This window comes from Cryobacterium sp. TS_SC_7 (assembly GCF_056156285.1).
Genome location: NZ_CM149589.1, coordinates 655,361 through 677,016, shown reverse-complemented (window position 1 = coordinate 677,016; position 21,656 = coordinate 655,361). Strand labels below are relative to the sequence as shown.

Genomic DNA, 21,656 nt, shown 5'->3' with positions numbered 1-21,656 from the left:
TCCGCCCGGGTCAGTGACGCGGCTGGCTGAACGGCCCGGCGTCGGGGCGTTTGGGCAGCACATGGTCACCGGACGACTGGTGCCGGATCCGGCGCAGCACCCAGGGCAGCAGGTATTCCCGCGCCCACTGCATGTCCTCGGTTCGGGCTTCCCGGAACGTGCGCACCGGCAGCGGTTCGGGCTTGTGCGGCTCGAGCGTATTGGGCACGTTCAGAACGGAGAGCACCATCCGGGCGACGGTGTGGTGGCCGAGGGCGTTCAGGTGCAGCCGGTCCGCAGACCACATGCGGGGATCCTGGATCTCGGTCAGCGACCAGAGGTCGGCGACGACACAGTCATATTTCGCCGCGACCGCGCGCAGATTCTCGTTATAGATCGCGATCTTGCCCCGGATGCCGCGGAACATGGGGGTGAATCCCACATCCGCGCCCGTGAACAGCACGATGGTGGCGTTGTCGCGGCTGAGCCGGCGTATCTCCTCTTCGACTCGGGAGGAGATGAGATCGGGGTCGGACCCCGGACGGAGGACGTCGTTGCCGCCGCCGGAGAACGTGATCAGGTCCGGGTGCAGCGCGAGCGCCGTGCCCACCTGCTCCTGCCTGATCTGGCCGATCAGTTTGCCCCGCACGGCGAGATTCGCGTACGCGAAGTCCGGCGTGCCCTGGCTGAGCACCTCGGCGACCCGGTCGGACCAGCCCCGGTTCCCGCCCGGGCTGCTCGGCTCCGGATCACCCAGGCCCTCGGTGAAGGAATCGCCCAGGGCGACATAGCGGGACCACGGGTGCATCGGCGTCGTCATGCCTCCATTCTCTCCCGTGCCCACAGCCGTCCGCGCAGCAGGTAAGTTCGTATGAAGTGAATACTCCACCCCCTTTCGGTCCTGCCCAGGGGACGAGTGCAGCCGAACACCTCTCGCCGTCGTTCCCGGAGCGCGCCGCGTGGGGCACCGCCGGCAAACTGCGAGCCTGGCAGGCCGAGGCTCTGGAAGCGTATTTCGTGCACCAGCCGCGTGATTTCCTCGCCGCCGCTACGCCGGGCGCCGGTAAGACCACGTTCGCCCTGCGGCTCGCCGCCGAGCTGAAGGCCCGCCGCCTGATCGACAGCATCACGGTGGTCGCTCCCACCGAACACCTCAAACGACAGTGGGCGGATGCCGCCGCGCGCGCGGGCATCCGCCTCGACCCGAACTTCAAGAACGCCAACGGCCGCTACGGCAACCACTATCACGGCATCGCCGTCACCTACGCCCAGGTGGCCAGCCGGGCGGCCCTGCACCGTCAGCTCACGCAGTCCAGCCGCACCCTCGTGATCCTCGACGAGGTGCACCACGGCGGGGACGCACTGAGCTGGGGCGACGCGATCCGGGAAGCGTTCGAACCGGCCACCCGCCGGCTCTCGCTCACCGGCACCCCGTTCCGCTCGGACACCTCGCCCATCCCGTTCGTGAGCTACCTGCCCGACGAGCACGGCATCCGCCTGTCCCAGAGCGACTACAGCTACGGGTATGGCCGTGCCCTCGAAGACGGCGTCGTGCGCCCGGTCATGTTCATGGTCTACGCCGGCCACATGAAGTGGCGCACCCGGGCCGGCGACGAGATGGAAGCCAAACTCGGTGAGGGCAACACCAAGGACGTGACCTCCCAGGCGTGGCGCACGGCGCTGGAACCCACCGGGCAGTGGATCCCCGCCGTACTGCGCGCCGCCGACTCCCGCCTCACCCAGGTGCGGCACGGCATCCCGGATGCCGGTGGGCTCGTCATCGCGACCGACCAGACCATGGCGCGCGCCTACGCGGCCATCCTGCAGGAGATCTCGGGGGAGTCGGTGACCGTCGTGCTCTCCGACGAGAAGGAGTCGAGCGACCGGATCGACGAGTTCTCGCACAACACCTCACGCTGGATGGTGGCGGTGCGGATGGTCTCGGAGGGCGTCGACGTGCCCCGCCTGGCCGTGGGCGTCTATGCGACCAGCGCCTCGACGCCGCTTTTCTTCGCGCAGGCCATCGGCCGCTTCGTGCGCGCGCGGCGCCGGGGTGAGACGGCGTCGATCTTCCTGCCCAATGTGCCGAGCCTGCTGAGCCTGGCCAATGCGCTCGAGCTCGAGCGCGACCACGCCCTCGACCGCAGCAACCGCGACGACGGTGACGACGGGATGTACAACCCCGAAGACGCCATGGTCGCCGACGCCAACAAGTCGGAGAAGGCCTCGGACGACCTCGGTGAGGAATTCACCTGGCAGGCCCTGGACTCCCAGGCCACCTTCGACATGGTCATGTTCAACGGTGATGAGTTCGGTGAGCTGGCCGAGCCGGGCACCGACGAGGAGTTCGACTTCATCGGCATCCCCGGGCTGCTCGAACCCGAGCAGGTTTCGGAGCTGCTGCGCCAGCGGCAGCACCGGCAGGCCAAGCGCTCCACCGACCGCCGGAAGGATCCCGTCACGGGCGAGGTTGCCCCACAGGACCCGCCGCCGCTGTACCGCACACTGAAGGAGCAGCGCACCCTGCTGGCCAGCCTCGTGGGCATGTGGTCCAAGCTGGCCGGCGAACCCCACGGCATGGTGCACGCCGAGCTCCGCCGCGAATGCGGCGGTCCTGCCGTGGCACAGGCCAGTGTGACCCAGCTGCAGAACCGGATCGACCTGCTCCGCCGCCGTCTCGGCCGCAGCTGACCCGAGAGTTCCCGTTCCGGTCGAGAGTGCCCGTTGCGCGGGTCACTCTCGACCGAAACGGGCACTCAGGCGCCGGTTTCCCGCGCCGCGTCGAGAGCGGCGAGGATGTCGGCGAGCAGGTCGTCGGGGTGCTCGAGACCGATCGAGAGTCGCACGATTCCCGCCCCCGGGCGTGCGGCGGCCTCCACCGGGCGGTGGGTGAGCGACGCCGGATGCTGCACGAGGGAATCGACGCCGCCCAGGGACACCGCATGGGTGATCAGGGAGCAGGCCTCGGTGAACCGCACGGCCGCGTCGAATCCGCCGGCGAGATCGAGGGCGATGATGGACCCGGCACCGCTCGCCTGGCGCCCCAGAAGCCCCAGGGGATCCTGGCCGGGCAGACCGGGATACAGCACCCGGGTCAGGGCCGGATGCCCGACCAGGCGATCCGCGATCGTACCCGCGGTGGCCTGTTGGGCGCGTACGCGCACCGGGAGGGTGCGCAGCCCCCGGTGCAGCAGATACGCGGCGAACGGATGCAGGACGCCGCCGGTCAGTGCGCGCACCTGCCGCAGGCGCGCGAGCCAGCTCTCGGGGCCGGACACGGTGCCGCCCATCACGTCCCCGTGGCCGCCGAGGAACTTGGTCGCACTGTGCAGCACGAGGGTGGCGCCCGATTCCACCGGGCGCTGCAGCACCGGGGTGGCGAAAGTGTTGTCGACCAGGACCGGCACACGGCCGGCCGCCGCGACCACGGCCGTGAAATCGGTCAGGGCCAGGGTCGGGTTGGCGGGGGACTCCAGGATCACCAGCCCGGTGTCGGGTCGGATCGCCGCCGCGACACCGTCGGCGTCGACCCAGGTCACCGTCGTGCCGAGCAGACCGGTGGCGAGCACGTGATCGGTGCCGCCGTAGAGGGGTCTCAACGCCACCACATGCGGCGTGCCGGCGGCAACGGATGCGATCAGCACGGCCGTCAGCGCGGCCATCCCACTCGCGAAGGCAACGGTTCCCTCGGTGCCCTCCAGGGCCGACAGGGCCGTCTCGAATCGGGCCACACCCGGCTGCCAGAGCCTCTGGTACACCGCTGACTCCCCGTCCCGCAGCGTGCCACCGGTGGCGAGGTTCTCATAGGAGTCGCCGCCGGATTCGACTCCCGCGAGTGGATTGGTGGTCGAGAGGTCGATCACGGGCACATGTGATCCGGATGCGGTCACCCCCAGCATTCCCCCGTGCACGGCCACGGTGTCCGGGTGCGGGGTCAGCATCCGTGGGGCGGTTTCATCGGTCGAAAGCAGCGGCATCGTTGGCATCATGAAGAGACGAAAACAGAATCTGTGCCGATGCGCAAGAAGGCGTGTAGACCCTTCCAAAACAGGCGGATGAATCGCATAAGCTGCTCAGGGAAGAAAGAGTGTGCCGATGGAACCGAAGAAAGCCGAAATCGACCGGGTCGACCGTGCTCTGCTGCGTGCCCTGTCCGTCAACGCGCGTGCCTCCGGTGCCGCACTGGCCGCGGAGATCGGCGTCGCCGAGTCCACTGTGTCGCTGCGCCTGCGCCGGCTCCAGCAGCTGGGGCACATCCGCGGCTACCGCGCGAACATCGACCTGGCGGCGCTGGGTGCGTCCCTGCAGGCGCTGATCTCGGTGCGGCTGGTCAAGCACGCCCGTGCGCAGATTGATGACTTCCGCTCGGCGGCGCCGCACTGGCCGGGGGTGATCGGCCTCTTCCACACCGCGGGCGCCGATGACTACCTGCTGCACGTGGCCGCGGCGGACGCCTCGGACCTGCGCGATTTCGTTCTCCAGCATCTGGCGGAGCATCCGGCCGTCGCCCACACCGAGACGAACCTCATCTTCGAGTATGTCGATGGCGACGGCTGGCAGGACCTCGTCAAGTAGGCGGCCGGCGTCGGGGACGAGGCGGCGCGACCCTGACCCCCGCGGTCTCGCGGGGCGGACCGTGACCAACTGTTGCCCGACCGGACCACTGTTGCCGGCATACCGGCAACAGTTGTCCGCCTCGGCAACGGATGCCGACACTTGAGTACACGGCCCGGTTAACGAGACAACGCCCCCACCGAGGTGGGGGCGTTGTCGAAGCTCAGTGGGGCGATGAAGCCCGAAGAGCAGTTGCGCTATTTAGAGGGCGCGGATGTTCTCGGCCTGGGGACCCTTGGGGCCCTGGGTTACCTCGAACTCGACCTTCTGGTTCTCGTCGAGCGACTTGTAGCCGTTCGAGGCGATCGCGGAGTAGTGCGCGAACACGTCGGCGCTTCCGTCGTCGGGAGCGATGAAGCCAAAGCCCTTTTCAGCGTTGAACCATTTCACGGTACCTGTTGCCATTATGAAACTCCTCCAGGAGTGTTAGAAAGGCCCCGACTTTCGAGGCCGTTCGTCGCGGTATTCGTCGTCCGCTTCCGAAAGGAATACGCCGCGGCGACCGAGGTCACCACGTTTTAAGACGTGCAAGCACTACAACTACTGAGATAACTCTAGCCCACATCGCCTGGATGCATCCGGAATCTGTGCCGATTCGGTTCCAAAGCGTTACGTTTCGTGCAGGAAATGCTGAAATCCGGGGCAGTGTGCACTACTCAGCGGTGACGAAGTCGATCAACTGCTCGACCCGGCCCAGAAGCTGCGGCTCCAGATCGGCGTAGGTGCGCACCCGGCCGAGGATCCGTTGCCAGGCCCGGGCGATGTCGGCCTGGTCCTCGTGGGGCCAGCCGAGGGCCTCGCAGATGCCGTGTTTCCACTCGATGCTGCGCGCAATGGCGGGCCAGGCGGACAGACCCAGTCGTTCCGGCTTCACCGACTGCCACACGTCGACATACGGATGCCCGACCACCAGCACATTCCGTCCGTGCGGTCCGCGGGCCACGGCCTGCGCGATTCTGCTCTCCTTCGAACCGGTGACGAGGTGGTCGACCAGCACGCCGACTCGCCGGGTCGGTCCCGGCCGGAATTCCTGCAGGAGCGCCTCTAGGTTGTCCACGCCCTCGATGTACTCGACGACGACGCCCTCGATGCGCAGATCGGCACCCCAGACCTTCTCGACCAGTTCGGCGTCGTGCCGGCCCTCGACGAAGATGCGGCTGGCCCTGGCCACGCGAGCCGGGGCATCCGTCACCGCCATCGATCCCGATGCCGTCCGGGCGCGACCCTGGGGCGCGGCACGGGCGGGCACGACGAGCACCACCGGCTCACCGTCGATCAGGAAGCCGCCGCCGAGCGGGAACAGACGCAGCTTGCCGTGACGATCTTCCAGGGTGACGATCTTCTTCTCGACGCGCAGCACGGCTCCGCAGAAGCCGGTCGCGACCTCTTCGACGACCAGATCGGGAACGGCCTCCCTGGTCGGAATGACCTTCCGGCCGGCGTCCCGCCAGCCGGGCGAGAGCACATCCGCGCTGTACCGATCCGCGCTGTACCGATCCGAGCCGTACCGATCCGAGCCGTGTCGTTCCTGCATGTGTCGCTCGTCCATTCCTGGCCAACTTCGCTCCTGCGCCGCGCCGACGCCGCAACCGACGCTAGCGGATACCCGGCGCGATCGAATCGGCGTCGTACGTCGGTAGTAGCCTGTGAACCATGTGCGGGCGATTCATCATCACGGATACGGCGTCCGACCTCGCCGCAATGTTCGACGTCGAGCATGAGGGTGCCGACCTCCCGGAGCCGTCGTGGAACATCAAGCCCACCGAGCAGATCCCGATCGTGCTCGAGTCGGCGAAGTCAGGGCCGGTCGTCCGGCGGCTCGAATCCGCGCGGTGGTCTCTTGTCCCCTCGTTCGCCACCGAGCTCCAGTCCGGTTTCCCGACATTCAACGCGCGCTCGGAGACGGCGGCGGTCAAGCCGACGTTCGCGCCCTCGGTCGCCTCCCGGCGCGCGCTCGTGCCTGCCACCGGCTACTACGAGTGGCGCACGGCCGGCACCGTGAAGACCCCCTACTTCATCCACTCGGATGATGGCCTGCCGCTGGCCTTCGCCGGCCTGTATTCGTGGTGGCGCAATCCGGCGCTGGCCGACGACGACCCCGCTCGCTGGGTGCTGTCGGCGACGATTCTGACCCAGGAAGCCGAGGGGCCGCTGGCGGCCCTGCACGACCGCATGCCCGTCATCGTCGCCGAGGAATGGTGGGACCAGTGGCTCGACCCGCACACGACTGGTGATCAGGACCTGGTGAACGCGGCCGTGGCCGCCTCCCGGGAAGCGGTCGAGAACCTCCGCTATCACGAAGTGGCTCCGGTGCGTGGCGATGGACCGGAACTGATCGAGCCCGTCGGGGAGCCGTCGACCATCTGACGGGCGAACCGGTACGCTCGATTCATCGGCCCGGCGACCAGTGCGGGCATCGCTCGAAAGGAACGCACCATGAACGCCGTCGCCTTCACCGTCGCAATGGCCATTTTCGTCTTCGGTCTCTGGCTGTTCGGGTTCGCGTTCGAGGTGACGGCCTGGCAGCTGCCGATCTTCCTCAGCGGTATCCTGTGCGTCTCCGTCGCCGTGGCAATCCCCGTGCAGATCCTCCGCGACTAGCCAGAGTTCAGGGCCGGCAGAGCCTTCCGTGCGCGCCACACAGCGAACCGACCCGGTCGCCTTCCACGGCGAGGGCCCGGTCTGGTGCGACGGCTGGGGCGGATTGCGCTGGGTGGACATGTTCGCCGGTGACGTGCTCTCCCTGCAGGGCGACACCGTCAGTCGCCGTCACGTGGGCACGATCGCGGCGGCCCTCCGGCCGCGGAGCTCCGGCGGCGCCGTGATGGCGCTGGAACGCGGTTTCGCACTGGAAGACGCCGCCGGCACGATCACCGTACTCGACCCGCTCTGGGACGACCCCGGGCTGCGGATGAACGACGGCGGTTGCGACCCGGACGGCCGCTTCTACTGCGGCACGATGGCCTACGACCAGGCGCCGGGGGCGGCACTGCTGTACCGACTGGATCCGGAGGGCGCAGTGATGGTCGTTCTGGAGGATCTCACCATTTCGAACGGGCTGGAGTGGAGCCCGGACGGGTCCCTCGCCTACTTCAACGACACACCGACCGGCCGGATCGCCGTGCTGGACTACAGCCCCGAGTCCGGCCTGACCGGGCTGCGTCGCTTCGTGGACATCCCGGCCGAGCACGGATATCCCGACGGCCTGACCGTCGACGCCGAGGGCTTCGTGTGGGTTGCCCTCTACGGCGGGAGTGCCGTGCGCCGGTATTCGCCGGATGGTCGGCTCGACGGCATCGTGAGCGTCGGCGCCACCAACGTGACCGCCTGCACATTCGGTGGTCCGGAGCTCAACCAGCTCTTCATCACCACCACGCGGGAGAACCTCAGACCCGGGCAGGACCCGCTGGCAGGGTCTTTGTTCGTGGCCGAGGTCGGCGTGTCCGGCCGCCCGGTCCGAGAATTCGCAGGCTGATCAGCGCAACAAACCGGTTTGCCCGCGGACTCACCACGACCTTCAGGCGAGATGCCAGCCAGGGTCGGTAGTGTGTTTCTCGACTGGCCGGCTGTTCCACTGCCGGCCGCACCAACGCTGAAAGAGATTGCTGGATGTCAGAGAGCCCGGCCGCGGCGTCCCCCTACGAGGTGCTCGGTGTCAGCCCGTCGGCAAGCGACGACGAACTCCGCCGCGCCTACCGTCGACTGCTTCGCCACACGCATCCGGATGTCGGCGGAGACGCCGCCGCCTTCCACGCCGTGCAGATCGCGTGGGAACGCATCGGAAGTCCGGGGAGCCGAGCCGACTATGACCGCCGCCGGTACCCGGACTCTGCTGCCGAGCCGGTGCGTACCGCCTACGCCTCGGGCACCGGGCGGAACCCGGCGACCCAGGCCGGCCCCCGCGCACGAATGTACGGCCATCCGGGCGGCGAGGCACGACAGCGTTACCTGGACCTCCTGCGGGAGTGGGTCGGGCGGGGACGCACCATCGACGACCCGTACGAGCCCGGGCTGATTCGGTCCGCGCCCCGGGAGATCCGGCACTGGCTGGCGAAGGCATTGGCCGAGGAGTCGACGGCGCAGCTCGTGTCGGGCCTCGGGATCGGTTTCACGGCCTGGCACGACGTGGTGGCAGGTGCTCACGGGGCGAAGGTGGACCACGTCGTTCTCGGACCGGCGGGACTGTTCGCGGTCCTTTCCGAGGATTGGAGCGGAGCGGTCGAGCTCCGCCGTGGGGAACTCGTGGGTGAGGCCCTCGGGCCGGACGACCGTCCCGTCGAAGACGTCGAAGTCGCCGTGCGGGCCCTCGCGAAGTCGATCCGCATCCGGTTCACGGCGGCGCTGATCGTGCTTCCCGACGACGCCGTGACGGAGCCGCTGACCGTTCCCGGCCGCGGCCGTCGCCCGACGGTGATCATCCTGCCTAGGTCGCGCCTGATCGGAGTGCTCCGCAGCGGGCTGCCGGGGATGGACCGCGGCAGTTTCGAGAAGGTGTTCGAGGTGCGCAGCCGCCTGCAGGACGGGATCCGGTTCACGTCCGACTAGCGTGCCGCCGGGTGCACGGTTGGCGTCAGCCCAGGCTCAGCTTGTCGACCCAGTGGCGGAGGAACTTCGCGCCGGCCGCATCGTGGATGAGGTCACCCTCGACGATCACAGGGTAGGGGCGGTCGAGGATGCCGTCGGACGGCCGCACGTCCACGTGGGCCACGTCGTACCCGGCAGTGTGCAGATGGTCCGCCATCAGGTAGTCGCTGCGGGAGTCCCCGACCGAGCGCCAGACCTGGGGGAGCGAACCCGACTCGGAGAAGAAGGCCAGGGCGCGCTCCGCACCGCGGTCCTTGTCGAGGGTGACCGACTCGATGTCGGTCGAGATGATCGTCGGGTCGATCCGGAACCCTACGGCTCCGTCGGCATCCGGAACGATGCGATCGCCGAAACGGATGCCCAACCCCAGTCCCACAAGAACCGAGAACGCGGCCTCGTTGAACTCGGCCGCGGCCGCCTGGTAGCTTGCGTCGTCCGCATCCGTGCGCTGCTCGACGGAGACCATGGCCTGCTTCGTCTCATCGAAGAACATCGTCGCGGAGAACCGGTCCGCGACAAGGGAGCGCAGCAGATCGACGGCGGCGCCCGGAAGGGCCACGCTCTCGTCGATGACAACGTCGCCCATGCCCTCGGCCGTGATCGGGAACCAGACGGCGCCCTTCTCGCAGACGCCGTACATCCGCATCGAATCGGGGAGGCCGACCGCCCGCAGCGGGGCCACCACCTGTTCGCGGATGAAGGCCGACGACCGCCCGGTGATGAAGGCGATGGGAACGTTGGCGCCGGCCAGCCGGATCAGGTCCGTGATGATGCTGGGCGTGGCGATGGTGCGGGTGACCGGGCTGGCGATCGGCCCGTCCACGTCGAGGAGCAGGCCGAGGGGGGAGTCGATATCGCGCATGCTTCAGTCTTTCACGGGCGGCCATTCCTGCGGGCCGGACTGCGCGGTGCCGGGTGCCGGGATCAGCGGGTCTCGACCGCGACCGTGCCGTTCGTGGTGACCGCAGTGATGGAACGCCGGGCGGAGGGGTCGGTGGGCACGGAGGCGCTGTCGACCCCGCCGTTGGTCGTGCGGGCGTCCACCCGGTACGGCTCCCCGTCATCAGGCACCCGCACGACGACCCTGCCGTTCGTACTCCGGGTGTCGACGTCGGACGGCGGGTCGATGAAATCGAGTTCGACGCTGCCGTTCGTGGTGGCCGCCGAAACGCGCCCCGACGACGAGCCCCGCACGTCGATGCCGCCGTTGGTGGTGCGCAGATCAAGGTCCCCGCGGCTGCCGTCCGTCTGAATCCGGCCGTTGGTCGTTGCCAGGTCGAGGGACCCGGTCAGGCCTGTCGTCGACAGGCGCCCGTTCTGGGCCAGGACGGTCACGGGCACATCCGCGGGAAGTCGAATCGCAAGGTCGACCGAGCAGAAACCGAACCACTGCGTGGGGCAGCCTCCCGAGATGGTGGTGACGTCCCCCGATGTGCTCACCCGCAATTTCGGTGCTTTTCCGAGGTAGGTGCCCCGGGCGTCGACGTACACCTGGCCGTCGGTGCTGGGTGACAACGTCACCGAGGCGTTCGGCACCGTGGCCAGAACCTGGCTCCCGGCGTCGACGCTCGCCCGATCCGTGTAGGAACCACCGAGACTGGCGCCGCGAAGCACCGACCCGATCAGGATCAGCCCCACCACAGTCACCACGCCTCCGAGGACAAGAGCCACGATGAGCGCGGTCCGGGCGCCCGGAGACAGCCCCGCACGGGACGATTGAGGGGGAGGGGGAGTCCGGCTCATTCGCAGTCCTCCTGGCATTCGAGCGGCCGAGTGCGCGCTGTTGCCCTCGAGAGTACCCTCGACCGGCGCGGGAGCATCTACTCTGGATTGAGATGATTACGCGACGAATGGCTGCACTGCGCCTTGATATCCCGCTCGAAATGGCGCAGCGCCACAACCTTCCCACCCGGATGTCGGAGGCCGAGCTGGCTGAGATCGAGCGCAACCCGCCGGCGTGGCTCGTGCAGTCCCGGGCCAATCGCACCGGCAAGAAGCCGGTCTGGGTGGAGCTCCGCTGCGATGTCTGCGGGTTCACCGAGGCTGCCCGGCCCAAGAAGTGGTGGCCCGCTTTCACGTACCTGACCTGCGACTATCACGGTTCCGAGGAGCTCCCGGATGCCGAGGCCGGTCTGAGTCGCACCGAAGTCGACGGCATCGGCAACGCCTTCATCGGGATCGTCGACGAAGCCCCCTAGGCCCACCGTCTCACCAATTCGACGGAGATTCTGGCTCAACTACCCGTTTTTGATCCCAAAAGCGGTGTCTGGAGCAGAATCTCCGTCGAATTCGTTGGGGGCGGTGTCGCGGCCTAGATGAAGAGCGTCGTCGTCGACTCCGCTGCTTCACCGAGGAAGGTGGCCACTCCGCCGAGCTCCACGCCCTCCATCAGATCCGTTTCGGCGATGCCGAGCAGGTCCATCGTCATCGTGCAGGCGATGAGGCGGGCCCCGCCGGTCTGGGCCGATGCGATCAGTTCCGGCAGGGAGGCAACCGAGTTGTCCTTCATGACCTTCTTGATCAGCGCCGCCCCGGCCCCGAGCATGTTCATCTGCGACAACGGCATGCTGCCCGCACCCGAGGGCATCATGGTGGCGAACATCTTGTCGATCGCCTTGCGCTCCCGCTTGGGCGGGTTTGAGCGCCGCAGCGAGTTGAGCCCCCAGAAGGTGAAGAACATCGAGACCTCGTCGCCCATGGCGATGGCGCCGTTGGCGATGATGAATGCAGCGAGCACCTTGTCCAGGTCACCCGAGAAGATGACGAACGAGGTCTTCCCCGGTTTGGTCACCGCCGGTCCGGCCGCCGACTGCAGGGTAGGGGCAATCACGCCGCCCTTCCGCATGGTGGCGACGTAGCCGGGGCCTTCCGGTGCGATGGCCAGCAACTGGTGGCCGTTGCGCCGGGCCCAGGCCGGGGCGTCGTTGGCGAAGCCGGGGTCGGAGACGTGCACGACGATCTCATCACCGGGGGTCAGCGTCCGCATGTTCTCGGTCAGCTTCATGATCGGGCCGGGGCAGGCCAGACCCGAGCAGTCGAGATCGACCCGCACACCCGTGCCCTGGGTGAGGGCCGCGCTCTTCGCCGCGGCCGCCTTGATGTCGACCGCCTCCGCGTACATGGTCATCGGCAGCGGCGGTTCGTCGCTGTCCGGCTTCACCTCGTGCCAGGAGCGGAAGGTGTCCGAACCGCCCGACAGGGTGGCGACATCCGTGAAACCGCGCTGAACGAGTGCCCGATAGCCCAGGTAGCTGCGGAAGCCGACCGCGCAGTAGAGACGAACGGGCACGGACGGGTCCCAGTCTGCTGACGCCTCGCGGATGGTGCCCAGCGGCACGTTCTCGGCCCCGGGCAGGTGCCAGATGGAGAACTCTTCGGGCGTGCGCACGTCGACCAGGCGAGCGCCGGCCGTTGTTGCCGGGTAGTCCTGCGCATACCAGAGCGTGAGGTCGCCGCGGAGAACATTGCTGGCGACGAAGCCGGCCATGTTGACGGGGTCCTTGGCGGAACCGAACGGCGGAGCATACGCGAGCTCGAGTTCCTCGAGGTCGTAGACGGTCATTCCGGCCCGCAGGGCCGTGGCCATCACGTCGAGGCGCTTGTCGACGCCGTCGAAACCAGCGGCCTGCGCGCCGAGGATGCGGCCGGTATCGGGTGCGAAGAGCACCTTCAACTGCATCATGGCGGTTCCCGGGTAGTACCCGGCGTGCCCGGACGGGTGCACGTGCACGGCCCGGTATGGCAGCCCGGCCGCGAGCAGCTGGCGCTCGGTCGCACCGGTGCCGCCGGCGACCATGTCGAAGATCTTCACGATCGACGTTCCCTGGGTTGACTTGTACTCGGTGGTGCGACCGCAGATGTTCTCCGCCGCAACGCGGGCTTCGCGGTTGGCCGGGCCGGCCAGGGGTGCCAGCCACAGACCGGGGAGCACCGTGTGCGGGGTCTCCACCGAGTCACCGGCCGCCCAGATGTGCGGGTCGGAGGTCTGCATGTGGGTGTCGACCGTGATTCCGCCGCGCGGTCCGATTTCCAGCCCGGCGTCCCGGGCCAGGCTCGTGTTGGGGCGCACTCCGGCGGACAGGATGACGAGGTCGGCTTCCAGCACGGTCCCGTCGGTCAGCTCGACGTTCAGCCCGCCGCCCTTCCGGGCCGTGAAGGCTGCTGCGGCGGTGGAGAGGTGCAGGGAGATTCCCCGGCTGCGGAGATGTTGCTCCACGGGGACGGACAGCTCGTGGTCGAGCGGCGGCAGGATCTGGTCGCTCATCTCGACGACGTCCACGAGCGCGCCGCGGTGTTTGAGGTTCTCCGCCATTTCCAGGCCGATGTAGCCGGCTCCGATCACGACGGTTCGGACGGGTCCGCGGGCGCCCGTGGCGGCCTGGGTGAGTGCGGCATCCAGCTGAGCTTTAATGGAATCCATGTCGCCGATTCGACGCAGAACGTGCACTCCGGCCAGGTCGATGCCCGGCAGCGGCGGGCGCAACGGCTCGGCACCGGGGCATAATGCCAGGGCATCGTAATTCTCGACGTATTCCCGACCGCTGTCGACCTCGCGGATCGTGACGGTGCGAGCAGCCCGGTCGATCCCGGTGACCTCATGGCCGACGCGTACATCGATGTCGAGGGATTCACGCAGGCTCTCCGGAGTCTGTAGAAGAAGTCGGCTGCGATCTGCGATCACCTCGCCAACATGGTACGGCAGGCCGCAATTGGCGAACGAGACGTGGTGGCCACGTTCCAGAACTATGATTTCAGCGAATTCATCCAGACGACGGGCCCGGGCGGCGACGGATGCGCCGGCTGCGACTCCGCCAACGACGACGATTTTCATGGAGGTGCCTTTCGGTTGGCCGGGACAGCGTTCAGGCCAACCCGGCAGATACCCCTATGGGTATGCGGGGCATTCATTCGAGCGTACACCTCACGGGGTGCCTACCGTGCACGCGTGAGGGGGGAGGTCAGCCGGCGCGGGGTGGAGTAATTTGGCCGTAGCCACTCGCAGACCGGAGGACGCCAGACCATGCTTCGTACCCTCGGCGTCTTCGTCGCCCGCCACCGGTTCGCCTCGCTCCTGGTCTGGGCCTTCACGATCGCCGCGTGCGTGGCGACGGCGCTGTTCGGGGTGACCGGGGAGAGCCTGTTCCAGCGACTCTCCAGCGCCGGACCCACCGTGGCTGGGGAGGCGAGCGAGGCCGCCGACCTGCTGGCGGGCGACGACGGGACGGACACGGAGTCGTTGTCCCTGCTCATCCACGGGGTCGACCTGTCTTCTCCGGAGCTGGGCCTGGTCCTCTCCGAGGTCACGTCCGACCTGGCCGAGATCGACGAGGTCACCGGCGTCGTCAATCCACTCGCCGTCCCGCCGCTCCCGGACGGCTCGCCGAACCCGGCCGCGGTTCCTCTTCTGGCGCCCGACGGCACCGGGCTGCTGCTGAGCGTTCAGATGGAGGCGCCCGACGGTGACCTCAGTGATGAACTGCTGGGGGAGGTGGAGGACCGGTTGGTGGTGGCGGCCGACGAGGTCCGGCAGTTCGAGCCGGACGCCACTGTGGAGGTCGGTGGAACCCCGCTCCTGGTGGAATCCCTGGTGGCCGTCGCCGAGGCGGACCTGCAGAAGGGCGAGCTGATCGCGTTGCCGATCGCCCTGCTCGTGATGCTGCTCATCTTCGGTGGTTTCCTGGCGGCCGGCATTCCCCTGATCGGGGCGCTGGCGTCGATCGCCGGGGCTCTCGGGGCCCTCTACGCGTTCAGCTATCTGATGGAGATCGACACCACGGTGCTCAATGTCATCACCGTGATCGGGCTGGGACTCTCCATCGACTACGGACTGCTGATCGTCAGCCGGTTCCGGGAGGAGTTCCGGAGCCTCGTGGACCGGGTCGGCGAGCGCGACACTCCGGCGGAACGGCACGAGACGATGCTGCAGGCCGTCGGCATCACAGTCGACACGGCCGGTCGCACGGTGCTCTACTCGGGACTGACCTTCGCCATCGCGACAGCAGGTCTGCTTGTCTTCGAACCGACGATCATCCGTGCCATCGCCATCGGCGCCGTCTCCGTGGTCCTGATCGCGATCCTGACGGCGCTGGTTCTCATTCCGGCTCTGCTCGGATATTCCGGCGAGCGGCTCTTGCGGCCGGGCCTGCTGACCCGACTCCCCGGGCTCGGGGCCATCCTGACCCGCTTCGGCGACGTCGCTCCGCGGGAAGGCGTCTTCTCCAAACTGACCCGCCACGTGCAACGGGCGCCCGTGCTGGTATCGCTGGGCGGAATCGCCCTGCTCCTCCTGCTCGGCAGCCCGACGCTGAACATCAACGTTTCCAGCGGCGGCGCCGGAGCCATCCCGAAGGCCTCAACCCAGTACGGGTTCGTCACGGCGCTGAACGACCAGTTTCCCCTCGCCACGGCCCCGCTGGTGCAACTCGTCTCGGACACCGACGAGGAATCCGCCGCGGCCTGGGCCGCGGAGGTGGCGACGCTGCCGAACGTCTCGGCCGCGACACCGCCGGTCGACGTGAACGGGTACTGGGTGTCCCGCGTCGAGGTGGATCAGAACGAGGGCCCGGCTGTTGTCCGGGAGATCCGTGACGACCGCCCCGACTTTTTGCACTGGGTGGGTGGCACGGATGCCGCATCGGTCGACTACGTCGACTCGCTGGTTGCCGGCGCACCCTGGGCTGCCCTGATCATCGCCGGTGCCACGTTCCTGCTGCTCTTCCTGATGACGGGTTCCGTGGTCATCCCGCTCACCGCCCTCATGATCAGTGTGATCTCGCTCGGCGCCGCCGTGGGAATCCTGGTCTGGGGCTTTCAGGAGGGCAATCTTGCCGGGCTGCTCGACTTCGACGCCGACACGATCGCCGGGGTGGACCCGCTGGTCCTGACCCTCGTGCTCACTTTCGGGTTCGGCCTGGCCATGGACTACGAGATGTTCCTGCTCGCCCGGATCAAGGAGCACCACGAGCAGGGCGAGAGCACGCGGCTCGCGATCGAGACGGGCCTGCAGAGCTCGGGAAGGATCATTTCCTCCGCGGCCCTGATCATCGTGATCGTCTTCGCCGGGTTCGCCACCGGCAACCTGTTGCAGATGAAACAGATCGGCGTGGCCCTGGCCGTGGCCGTTCTGCTGGATGCGACCCTTGTGCGCACCATCGTGGTGCCCGCCGTGATGACCGCGCTCGAGAAGGTCCTCTGGTGGGCGCCCAGGTGGATGCATCCGATCCACGCCCGCTTCGGGATGCGGGAGTAAGGGGCTACGCCGGGGGCGCCGGTTGCACCTGTCCGGTCGGCAGGGTCGCCTCATCGAGGTCGTCGTGGTGGATCCGGTCGGCCAGCCTGCCCAGCGGCTCGCCGCTGCCGCCCCACTGCTTCGCAATGATCTCCGCGGCGATGGACACCGCCGTTTCCTCCGGAGTGCGGGAACCGAGGTCCAGCCCGATCGGGCTGTGCAACCTCGCCAGATCGGCCTCGGTCAGACCGGACTCGCGCAGCCGGCGCAGCCGGTCTTCGTGGGTGCGCCGCGAACCCATGGCACCGATATAGGCGAACGGACCACGGGTCAGAGCCACCTCGAGCAGAGGCACATCGAATTTCGGGTCGTGGGTGAGCACGCAGACGACGGTTCGCTCGTCCACCAGTCCGGCCGCGACCTGCTCCGCCAGATAGCGGTGCGGCCACCCGACGATGACCTCATCGGCTTCGGGGAACCGGGCCGGAGTGGCGAAGACCTCCCGGGCGTCGCACACCGTGACGCGATAGCCGAGGAAGGAAGCCAGCCGGGCCAGGGCGGCGGCGAAATCGATGGCGCCGAACACCAGCATCCGGGGGCGCGGGGCGTAGCTGTTGACGAAGACCCGCATCCCCTCGCCGCGTCGCTCTCCGTCCGGGCCGTAGGTGAGGGTGCTGTTGCGCCCGGCGGCGAGCAGACCGCGGGCATCGTCGCCGATGGCCCGGTTGGCCCGTTCGGAGCCCAGATCGCCGTCGGAGCCCTTCGGTCGGATGATCAGGTGCCGGCCCAGCCGACGGGGATCGGGGTGCTCGATCACGGTCGCGACCGCGACGGGAACCGAATCGGCGATGTCCTTCTCCACGCCGGCCAGCTCCGGGAAGCTCCCGCTGCTGATCGGCTCGACGAAGACGTCGAGGATGCCGCCGCAGGTCAACCCCACGGAGAAGGCGTCATCGTCGCTGATGCCGTAGCGCACGAGCACCGGCCGCCCGTCCTCGATGACCTGAGTCGCGAGATCGTAGACGGCGCCTTCCACGCATCCGCCGGAGATCGAGCCGACCACTGTCCCGTCCGCGGTGACCAGCATCGATGCTCCCGCCGGCCTGGGCGCGGACTGAAAGGTGCGCACGACGGTGGCCAGGCCGGCGACTCCGCCGGTCTGCCATCCCGTCAGCAACGGAGTCAGAACCTCACGCACAGGTGGTGACCTTTCCGGTGTCGCTCATGCGCGTTTACCGCCCGCCCGCGCGGCGCCCGATGCGATAGGCGACGAACGCGACCGCGGCGATGACGCCGAGGAGTTTGGGCAGGCTGCTGAGCTGGTCCAGGACGATACCCCGGGCCAGATCGAGGGCGTTCAGGCTGGATTCGGCTGCCGGCTGCGGTGGGCGGGACGCCGGCGCCGGCCCGCCCGACGTCGGTGCGGCGGTCGTGGGTGCCGCCGCGGACTGCGCCCGGGCGGACCCGGTCTCGGCGATCGTCTCGTCGGCCGGTTCTGCCTCCGAGTCTGATGCCGGCCCCGCGACCATGGCCTGCAGATTCTCGGCGAACAGGGTCATCATCTGGTCGGTCACACTGCCGATGATGCTGCGCCCCATCGCGGCGACCTTGCCGGAGAGAGCGACGTCGGCGCTGACCGTGCCCTGGGTCTGGCCGTCCATCTCGACGAGCGTGAGGGTGGCCGTGCCCTGCGCGGTGCCCTGACCGCGGGTCTCCTGCGCGCGTCCCTCGAACACGGCCCGATGACCGGAGGCATCACGTTCGAGTACCGTCATCTGTCCTCTGTACTGCATGGTCACCGGACCCAGCTTCACTTTCATTCCGACCTGATAGGCGTCGTCCGAAAGCTTGTTCAGCACCTGTGCCCCCGGCACACAGCCGGCGACACGTTCGAAGTCCATCAGAGTCTTCCACACCTCGTCGATCGGTGCGACGACAGAGAACGTGCTGTTGATGTCCATTATCGGGTCCTCGTATTCTCGTGTGTGTCCGAACGGCCGGCGCGAATCGCCGCCGCCACTTCTGTCAGGGCCGCGTAACTGTGCCCGCTGACGAACGCGTCCAGAAAGGGCAGCGCCGCCTGCATCCCGCCCACCACAGGCTGGTAGTCCAGGGCGACCTTCCTCGGGTTGACCCAGACGATGCGGTAGGCCAGGCGCCGCAGCCGCGCCATCTGGGTGCGCACGGTTTCCGGGTCGTCGAGGGCCCAGCCGTCGGAGATGATCACGATGACGGCGCCCCGGGCGAGACCACGTCGGCCCCAGGCATCCACGAAATGACGGATGCTCTCCGCCAGGCGTGTCCCGCCCGCCCAGTCCTCCGTGCTGGCGGCGGCCCGGGCCAGGGCCTGGTCCGGGTCGCGAACCGCGAGCTGCCGGGTCAGCCGGGTCAGTCCGGTCGAGAAGATGAACGCCTCCGCCTGGGCCCCGGCGACAGCGCCCTGCAGGAGCGACAGGAACACCCGCGTGTACGGCTCCATCGACCCGGACACGTCACACAGCAGGACCAGTCGGCGGAGTCGCCGGCGCCGGCGCGCGAAGACCAGGCGCACGGGCTCTCCGCCGGTGCGCTGCGCCGCCCTGACCGTTCGGCGCAGGTCCAACTGCGGGGTGCTCCGGGAGGTCAGCCAGGTGCGGCGGCTGACCCGTTCCGGCGTGGCGAGATGGATCCGGCGCACCAGTTGGCGCATCCGGGCGACCTCGTCCGGGGCCAGGTCGGCGAAAGACATCTGATGCAGGCGTTCTTCGGCGGCCGCCGTCATCAGGATGGACTCCCGCTCCGGGCCCTCGTCGTCGGCCGAACCGGTCCCGCCGGGGGCCAGGGCGGGCGGTGTGGGCACCAGTGCTTGTTCCGCCGAGCTCGCCGGTCGCTGATCGGCCGGGGTGGGGCGGGTACGCGGCTCGGAACCGATCGAGGGCGGGGCGTTCTGGTCGCCGCGGAGGTCGGCCGGGTCGAGGGAGCCGCCGAACACGGCGTCGAAGACAGCGTCGAACACGGGCAGCTGCTCCCGGTTCGACACGAGCACCACCCGGCACGTCCAGTACAGCGGATCGCGGCCGAGCGGCGGAACCAGCCGGAGGGCCTCCGCCAGCCGGGCAGCGTGGTCGGTCGAGCTCGGCACCCCCGCCCGGCGCAGGGCCGTGGTGAACCCGACAGCCAGGGCCGCGGGCTCCACACTGGTCCGGCCGCCGGACGTCCGGCCGGCGTTCCGGATGCCCGAGGGTGTGAGTTCAGGCATGATCGCCCCCGACCAGCCACCCTGCGCCCCGGCCGACGGCGAGGTCGAGGTCGTCCCGGTTCTTCACGACCGACCCCCAGGTGCGGTCAACGCCGCCGGCGTCGAGCTGGTCGACCCCGAGCACCGTCAGGGCCGACACCCAGTCGATGGCTTCGGCGATCCCGGGCGGCTTGGCCAGGTCCAGCGAGCGCAGCCGGGTGATCGCCGTCGCCGCCTGCAGCGCGATCGGTGCTGCGCTGTCCGGCACCCGCCGGCGCACGATCTCGGCGATCCGCTGCGGTGTCGGGTAGTCGATCCAGTGGTACAGGCATCGGCGGGTCAGGGCGTCGTGCAGGTCGCGGGTGCGGTTGGAGGTCAGGATCACGATCGGCGGATGCGTTGCCCGCACCGTGCCCAGCTCAGGGATCGTCACGGCCGCCTCGGCCAACAGTTCGAAGGTGAAGGCCTCGAATTCGGCATCCGCCCGGTCGATCTCGTCGAGGAGGAGCACCGCCGGACGCGGACCGTGGTGCTCGATCGCCTGCAGCAGGGGTCGGCGCAGCAGGTAGTCGGGACCGAACAGTTCCGTCTCGGGCAGGTCGGTATGCCGGGCCTCGGCCAGCCTGATGCCCAGAAGCTGGCGGGGGTAGTTCCACTCGTAGAGTGCTTCGCCGGCGTCGATGCCCTCATAGCACTGCAGCCGGAACAGGGGCGTGTCCAGCACCCGGGCCAGCGCCTTGGCCGCCTCGGTCTTGCCGACGCCCGGCTCGCCCTCCAGCAGGATGGGCTGCGGTAGTCGCACCGCCAGGAAGAGCGCGGTGGCCAGTCCATCGTCGGCGAGATAGTCCACCTCGTCCAGGGCGCCCCGAAGGGCAGGGACGTCGGGGAGTAACCGGCGAACGTCGTCTTCGGCTCCCGGTCGAGCCCGGCCGGTCATCGTGTTTGTCCCCACTGTCCGGGGCCGAATTCGGCGAGCGCCCGTACATCGACCGCCTTGTCGCCGTGGAGCGCGGCCGGCTCCGGCAGCAGGACCCCGTCCCCGGAGGGCAGGAGCTGTTCGGGTCTGCCCAACCGACGTGACCCTCCGGCGGCCAGGATCAGCCCGGCGGTGCAGAACTCAGGAGGCGCTGACATACCGCTCCGGACCGGCGCGGAAGCTGCGGCGGCAGGACTCCGAACAGAAATAGACGGTTCTCCCGTCGTGGGGGATCCGCAGGGTCGCCTCCGTGACGACGACAGACATCCCGCAGACCGGGTCGACGGCAACCGGGAGCGTCTTCGGGGCGGACACGGCGGGCGCCGACCGTTCGGCTCTCTCGGCGACGAGCTGGGCCAGGATGGACAGCGCGATCTCGGCGGGGGAGCGTGCGCCGAGTGGGAGCCCGGCCGGGCTGTGCACGAGCGCCCGTTGTTGCTCCGAGACGTTGAGGGAGGCCAGAACGGCCGCGCCCCGGGTGTGGCTGGCGACAAGGGCGATGTACGGCACCCTGATCTTCAGGGCTGCCTCGAGGGCGAGTTCTTCATCATGCCCGTGCGAGGCCACAATCAGCGCCGCGTCGTCCGTCTGCGGTGCGGCGTCGGTTCCCTGGGTCTGGTGCATCTCAAGGCCCAGCGGGCCGCCGAGGGCCACCAGGGCCTGCGCCACCGGGCTCGTGCCGATCACGAGCACCCGCGGCGCCGGCACCGACGGCTCGAGGAAGATGTCGACGGCTCCGCCGCTGAGGCACGGGTTGGACACCTGAACGACACCCTCCTCGTGCACGTGCGCCGGCTCGCCCGCCACCACGCGCAGCAGAAGCGGTTCCCGGGCGGCCAGGCATTTCAGCCCATATTCCCGAACCGACGCTTCCACGCAGGAACCGCCGACGAATCCCTCCAGGGTGCCGTCCTCCAGCATGAGTCCGGTGTCACCGGCGTGGGCGCTGGTCGGATGCTGGGCCCTCACCACGGTGGCGCGAACGAACGGGCTCCGGTCTGCCGTGAGTTCCCGCACCCTCGCCGCGAGGCTGTCTGCTATCCCTGACATGGCGACCG

General features: G+C 68.7%; 20 protein-coding genes. 8 read left to right on the top strand and 12 right to left on the bottom strand.

Annotated features, from left to right (window positions below):
* Positions 1–10 precede the first annotated feature (10 nt).
* Complete coding sequence (locus AC0J5J_RS03125; RefSeq protein ID WP_134423476.1) at positions 11–799, bottom strand: SGNH/GDSL hydrolase family protein; 789 nt, start codon at positions 797–799, stop codon at positions 11–13.
* Between the two features lie 56 nt (positions 800–855).
* Between AC0J5J_RS03125 and AC0J5J_RS03120 the strand changes: the two genes are divergently transcribed.
* Positions 856–2,670 carry a DEAD/DEAH box helicase gene (locus tag AC0J5J_RS03120; protein ID WP_134423475.1) on the top strand — a complete coding sequence of 605 codons (1,815 nt, stop codon included), beginning with the start codon at positions 856–858 and terminating at the stop codon, positions 2,668–2,670.
* A 65-nt stretch (positions 2,671–2,735) separates the two neighbouring features.
* Here the strand turns inward: AC0J5J_RS03120 and AC0J5J_RS03115 are convergent, their stop codons facing one another.
* On the bottom strand, positions 2,736–3,920 hold the full coding sequence (locus AC0J5J_RS03115; protein WP_474900184.1) for a trans-sulfuration enzyme family protein: 1,185 nt from the start codon (positions 3,918–3,920) through the stop codon (positions 2,736–2,738).
* Between the two features lie 154 nt (positions 3,921–4,074).
* Between AC0J5J_RS03115 and AC0J5J_RS03110 the strand changes: the two genes are divergently transcribed.
* The gene (locus AC0J5J_RS03110; protein WP_134423472.1) at positions 4,075–4,554 is read left to right on the top strand and encodes an Lrp/AsnC family transcriptional regulator; all 480 of its coding nucleotides are present in this window, start codon (positions 4,075–4,077) and stop codon (positions 4,552–4,554) included.
* A 240-nt stretch (positions 4,555–4,794) separates the two neighbouring features.
* Here AC0J5J_RS03110 and cspE read toward each other — a convergent pair whose 3' ends face one another.
* Together cspE and AC0J5J_RS03100 are read right to left on the bottom strand one after the other, a co-directional pair.
* Positions 4,795–4,998 carry a transcription antiterminator/RNA stability regulator CspE gene (gene cspE, locus AC0J5J_RS03105; protein ID WP_035840308.1) on the bottom strand — a complete coding sequence of 68 codons (204 nt, stop codon included), beginning with the start codon at positions 4,996–4,998 and terminating at the stop codon, positions 4,795–4,797.
* 247 nt (positions 4,999–5,245) lie between these two features.
* Complete coding sequence (locus tag AC0J5J_RS03100; protein WP_474900183.1) at positions 5,246–6,127, bottom strand: DUF3097 domain-containing protein; 882 nt, start codon at positions 6,125–6,127, stop codon at positions 5,246–5,248.
* Between the two features lie 119 nt (positions 6,128–6,246).
* On the opposite strand from AC0J5J_RS03100, the gene AC0J5J_RS03095 reads away from it, so the two are divergent.
* The 4 genes from AC0J5J_RS03095 to AC0J5J_RS03080 all read left to right on the top strand — a co-directional run bounded on the left by AC0J5J_RS03095 (position 6,247) and on the right by AC0J5J_RS03080 (position 9,138).
* Positions 6,247–6,960, top strand: coding sequence for an SOS response-associated peptidase (locus AC0J5J_RS03095; RefSeq protein ID WP_474899471.1), 714 nt, complete (start codon positions 6,247–6,249; stop codon positions 6,958–6,960).
* A 69-nt stretch (positions 6,961–7,029) separates the two neighbouring features.
* Complete coding sequence (locus AC0J5J_RS03090) at positions 7,030–7,194, top strand: hypothetical protein (protein ID WP_166785455.1); 165 nt, start codon at positions 7,030–7,032, stop codon at positions 7,192–7,194.
* A gap of 28 nt (positions 7,195–7,222) precedes the next feature.
* Positions 7,223–8,068 (top strand): SMP-30/gluconolactonase/LRE family protein, encoded by an 846-nt coding sequence (locus tag AC0J5J_RS03085; protein WP_134423469.1) that lies wholly within the window; start codon positions 7,223–7,225, stop codon positions 8,066–8,068.
* A 134-nt stretch (positions 8,069–8,202) separates the two neighbouring features.
* Positions 8,203–9,138 carry a J domain-containing protein gene (locus tag AC0J5J_RS03080; RefSeq protein ID WP_474899469.1) on the top strand — a complete coding sequence of 312 codons (936 nt, stop codon included), beginning with the start codon at positions 8,203–8,205 and terminating at the stop codon, positions 9,136–9,138.
* Positions 9,139–9,163: 25 nt separating this feature from the next.
* Here AC0J5J_RS03080 and AC0J5J_RS03075 read toward each other — a convergent pair whose 3' ends face one another.
* Positions 9,164–10,039 (bottom strand): Cof-type HAD-IIB family hydrolase, encoded by an 876-nt coding sequence (locus AC0J5J_RS03075; protein ID WP_134423467.1) that lies wholly within the window; start codon positions 10,037–10,039, stop codon positions 9,164–9,166.
* 62 nt (positions 10,040–10,101) lie between these two features.
* Entirely contained in the window at positions 10,102–10,848 is a 747-nt protein-coding gene (locus AC0J5J_RS03070; protein WP_474899467.1) for a DUF4097 family beta strand repeat-containing protein, read from the bottom strand.
* 164 nt (positions 10,849–11,012) lie between these two features.
* On the opposite strand from AC0J5J_RS03070, the gene AC0J5J_RS03065 reads away from it, so the two are divergent.
* The gene (locus tag AC0J5J_RS03065) at positions 11,013–11,375 is read left to right on the top strand and encodes a hypothetical protein (RefSeq protein WP_134423464.1); all 363 of its coding nucleotides are present in this window, start codon (positions 11,013–11,015) and stop codon (positions 11,373–11,375) included.
* A 113-nt stretch (positions 11,376–11,488) separates the two neighbouring features.
* Here the strand turns inward: AC0J5J_RS03065 and AC0J5J_RS03060 are convergent, their stop codons facing one another.
* Entirely contained in the window at positions 11,489–14,008 is a 2,520-nt protein-coding gene (locus AC0J5J_RS03060; RefSeq protein WP_474899466.1) for an FAD-dependent oxidoreductase, read from the bottom strand.
* A gap of 189 nt (positions 14,009–14,197) precedes the next feature.
* Between AC0J5J_RS03060 and AC0J5J_RS03055 the strand changes: the two genes are divergently transcribed.
* The gene (locus tag AC0J5J_RS03055; protein WP_474899464.1) at positions 14,198–16,426 is read left to right on the top strand and encodes an MMPL family transporter; all 2,229 of its coding nucleotides are present in this window, start codon (positions 14,198–14,200) and stop codon (positions 16,424–16,426) included.
* Between the two features lie 4 nt (positions 16,427–16,430).
* On the opposite strand, the gene AC0J5J_RS03050 is transcribed toward AC0J5J_RS03055, so the two are convergent.
* The 5 genes from AC0J5J_RS03050 to AC0J5J_RS03030 form a co-directional block, all read right to left on the bottom strand.
* Positions 16,431–17,603, bottom strand: a complete 1,173-nt coding sequence (locus tag AC0J5J_RS03050; protein ID WP_474899462.1) for an XdhC family protein — start codon at positions 17,601–17,603, stop codon at positions 16,431–16,433.
* Between the two features lie 34 nt (positions 17,604–17,637).
* The gene (locus AC0J5J_RS03045) at positions 17,638–18,366 is read right to left on the bottom strand and encodes an SRPBCC family protein (protein WP_474899460.1); all 729 of its coding nucleotides are present in this window, start codon (positions 18,364–18,366) and stop codon (positions 17,638–17,640) included.
* A complete protein-coding gene (locus AC0J5J_RS03040) occupies positions 18,366–19,643 on the bottom strand; it encodes a vWA domain-containing protein (protein WP_474899458.1) in 1,278 nt (425 codons plus the stop codon). The genes AC0J5J_RS03045 and AC0J5J_RS03040 overlap by 1 nt, the downstream gene beginning before the upstream one ends.
* Entirely contained in the window at positions 19,636–20,559 is a 924-nt protein-coding gene (locus AC0J5J_RS03035; RefSeq protein WP_474899456.1) for an AAA family ATPase, read from the bottom strand. The genes AC0J5J_RS03040 and AC0J5J_RS03035 overlap by 8 nt, the downstream gene beginning before the upstream one ends.
* A 180-nt stretch (positions 20,560–20,739) precedes the next feature.
* A complete protein-coding gene (locus AC0J5J_RS03030) occupies positions 20,740–21,648 on the bottom strand; it encodes an XdhC family protein (protein WP_474899454.1) in 909 nt (302 codons plus the stop codon).
* Between the last annotated feature and the right edge of the window lie 8 nt (positions 21,649–21,656).

Coding starts and splice junctions, on each gene's coding strand:
- AC0J5J_RS03115 (WP_474900184.1), bottom strand. CDS start 3,920: ATGCTGACCCCGCACCCGGACACCGTGGCCGTGCACGGGGGAATGCTG.
- AC0J5J_RS03080 (WP_474899469.1), top strand. CDS start 8,203: ATGTCAGAGAGCCCGGCCGCGGCGTCCCCCTACGAGGTGCTCGGTGTC.
- AC0J5J_RS03055 (WP_474899464.1), top strand. CDS start 14,198: ATGCTTCGTACCCTCGGCGTCTTCGTCGCCCGCCACCGGTTCGCCTCG.
- AC0J5J_RS03095 (WP_474899471.1), top strand. CDS start 6,247: ATGTGCGGGCGATTCATCATCACGGATACGGCGTCCGACCTCGCCGCA.
- AC0J5J_RS03040 (WP_474899458.1), bottom strand. CDS start 19,643: ATGCCTGAACTCACACCCTCGGGCATCCGGAACGCCGGCCGGACGTCC.
- AC0J5J_RS03090 (WP_166785455.1), top strand. CDS start 7,030: ATGAACGCCGTCGCCTTCACCGTCGCAATGGCCATTTTCGTCTTCGGT.
- AC0J5J_RS03045 (WP_474899460.1), bottom strand. CDS start 18,366: ATGGACATCAACAGCACGTTCTCTGTCGTCGCACCGATCGACGAGGTG.
- AC0J5J_RS03100 (WP_474900183.1), bottom strand. CDS start 6,127: ATGCAGGAACGACACGGCTCGGATCGGTACGGCTCGGATCGGTACAGC.
- AC0J5J_RS03125 (WP_134423476.1), bottom strand. CDS start 799: ATGACGACGCCGATGCACCCGTGGTCCCGCTATGTCGCCCTGGGCGAT.
- AC0J5J_RS03035 (WP_474899456.1), bottom strand. CDS start 20,559: ATGACCGGCCGGGCTCGACCGGGAGCCGAAGACGACGTTCGCCGGTTA.
- AC0J5J_RS03030 (WP_474899454.1), bottom strand. CDS start 21,648: ATGTCAGGGATAGCAGACAGCCTCGCGGCGAGGGTGCGGGAACTCACG.
- AC0J5J_RS03060 (WP_474899466.1), bottom strand. CDS start 14,008: ATGAAAATCGTCGTCGTTGGCGGAGTCGCAGCCGGCGCATCCGTCGCC.
- AC0J5J_RS03075 (WP_134423467.1), bottom strand. CDS start 10,039: ATGCGCGATATCGACTCCCCCCTCGGCCTGCTCCTCGACGTGGACGGG.
- AC0J5J_RS03110 (WP_134423472.1), top strand. CDS start 4,075: ATGGAACCGAAGAAAGCCGAAATCGACCGGGTCGACCGTGCTCTGCTG.
- AC0J5J_RS03065 (WP_134423464.1), top strand. CDS start 11,013: ATGATTACGCGACGAATGGCTGCACTGCGCCTTGATATCCCGCTCGAA.
- cspE (WP_035840308.1), bottom strand. CDS start 4,998: ATGGCAACAGGTACCGTGAAATGGTTCAACGCTGAAAAGGGCTTTGGC.